This window comes from Clostridium sp. AF21-20LB, assembly GCF_003478795.1.
GTDB classification, from domain to species: domain Bacteria; phylum Bacillota; class Clostridia; order Lachnospirales; family Lachnospiraceae; genus Otoolea; species Otoolea fessa.
This window is the reverse complement of the sequence record NZ_QUGD01000057.1, coordinates 1-1273: the sequence shown is the minus strand read 5'-3', so window position 1 is coordinate 1273 and position 1273 is coordinate 1. Positions and strand designations below refer to the sequence as shown.

Annotated in this window: 1 protein-coding gene and 1 pseudogene; both read right to left on the bottom strand. The window is 39.8% G+C overall.

The genetic code is table 11. The annotated features are described in order from the left end of the window. Window positions 1–646: pseudogene (locus tag DWX76_RS13690) on the bottom strand (IS200/IS605 family accessory protein TnpB-related protein); the annotation flags it as partial. An 8-nt stretch (window positions 647–654) separates the two neighbouring features. After that, a complete protein-coding gene (gene tnpA, locus DWX76_RS13685; protein WP_107001913.1) occupies window positions 655–1095 on the bottom strand; it encodes an IS200/IS605 family transposase in 441 nt (146 codons plus the stop codon). Between the last annotated feature and the right edge of the window lie 178 nt (window positions 1096–1273).

Here is a 1273-nt window from a genome sequence, read left to right as displayed (position 1 = left end):
CTAAATCAACGCTGCATATCACCTGCTCTTTTACATCTGTTTTTGATAAGCTTACTTCCTCTGTGTATGAAAACCGAAGGAAATATTTATGATGTTTCCTTTCCAAAGTAGGGGCAGATGCCTTTTTACCACTCCATTTTTTTCGCAGATATTCCATATCGGTATGAAGTAATTTTACCTGAAACCACTTCCACTCCCGCCCATCAAACAGCTTTAAATGTGCCGCATCTTCTCCCGGTTCTGCTTCCTTATACATGACATCCCGATAAAATACCGGCATCGCATGATTTTCACAGACCAGCTTCGGTTTTCCTCTCAGTTCTCCCTTTTCCCACAAACTAAGGCGTGTCTGATAGGAGGACACGGCTCCAAGTGCGTGTTGAATCGCCGCTCTTCTCAGATAAGATGGCATCTTAGGGAAATGACGGTCAAACAGAAATCTGGCATGATTCTTTTTTGTCTCATGTACCAGATGTTCCGCTTCATTAAAGCGTTTTTGTGGATTTCTGATTTCTGAAAGTTCTTCCCAGGTCTCTGCATACACCGGAATCAGATAGGAAACTGCCTCCGAAAAATATCCAGCGTAGAGCGGAGCGGTATATTCTTTTTTTTTAATTTCTACTCCATAGCTGGATACAATCTGCATAAAATTTCCTACTTTCTTTTTTCCTTCTCTTTTTGTCCCTCAATGTATGCCACTACCTGATCCCTGCTTCGGTCACTTACGGTGACTGCACAATACGATGGATTCCACAAATGTCCTCCCCACAGCTCCTGTTTTAATTCCGGATGCGAAAGAAACAACTGACGTGCCAGATTCCCCTTCATAATCTTTATCATGTCTGATATAAAAAATTGCGGTTTGCAATCCAGAAGTAAATGAATATGATCTGGCATAACCTCCATCGCCAGAATCTTAAATTTGTATTCCTCCGCAAGCCCATACAACATTTTTTTACATTCTGCGTCTATCCCATTTTTCAGGACCTGTTTTCGATATTTCGTGCACCAGACAAGATGATATTGCAAAGAATACACATATCCTCTACCATATGAAAGTGTATTTCTCTTAATAGTAAATATATCTTTTTCCATGTTTATATTATACCATATGCCCCCACACTTAGCAAACGCTAGTTCTGTATCTTGATAAAAAATTTGGCGCACCTAACTCATCACTACTACAATATACTTATGGGTAATCCCCTTACATCCAGTAAGGATTTATCCATCTCATTACTTAAACTGTTAGAATGTAGGATGCAATGGTATA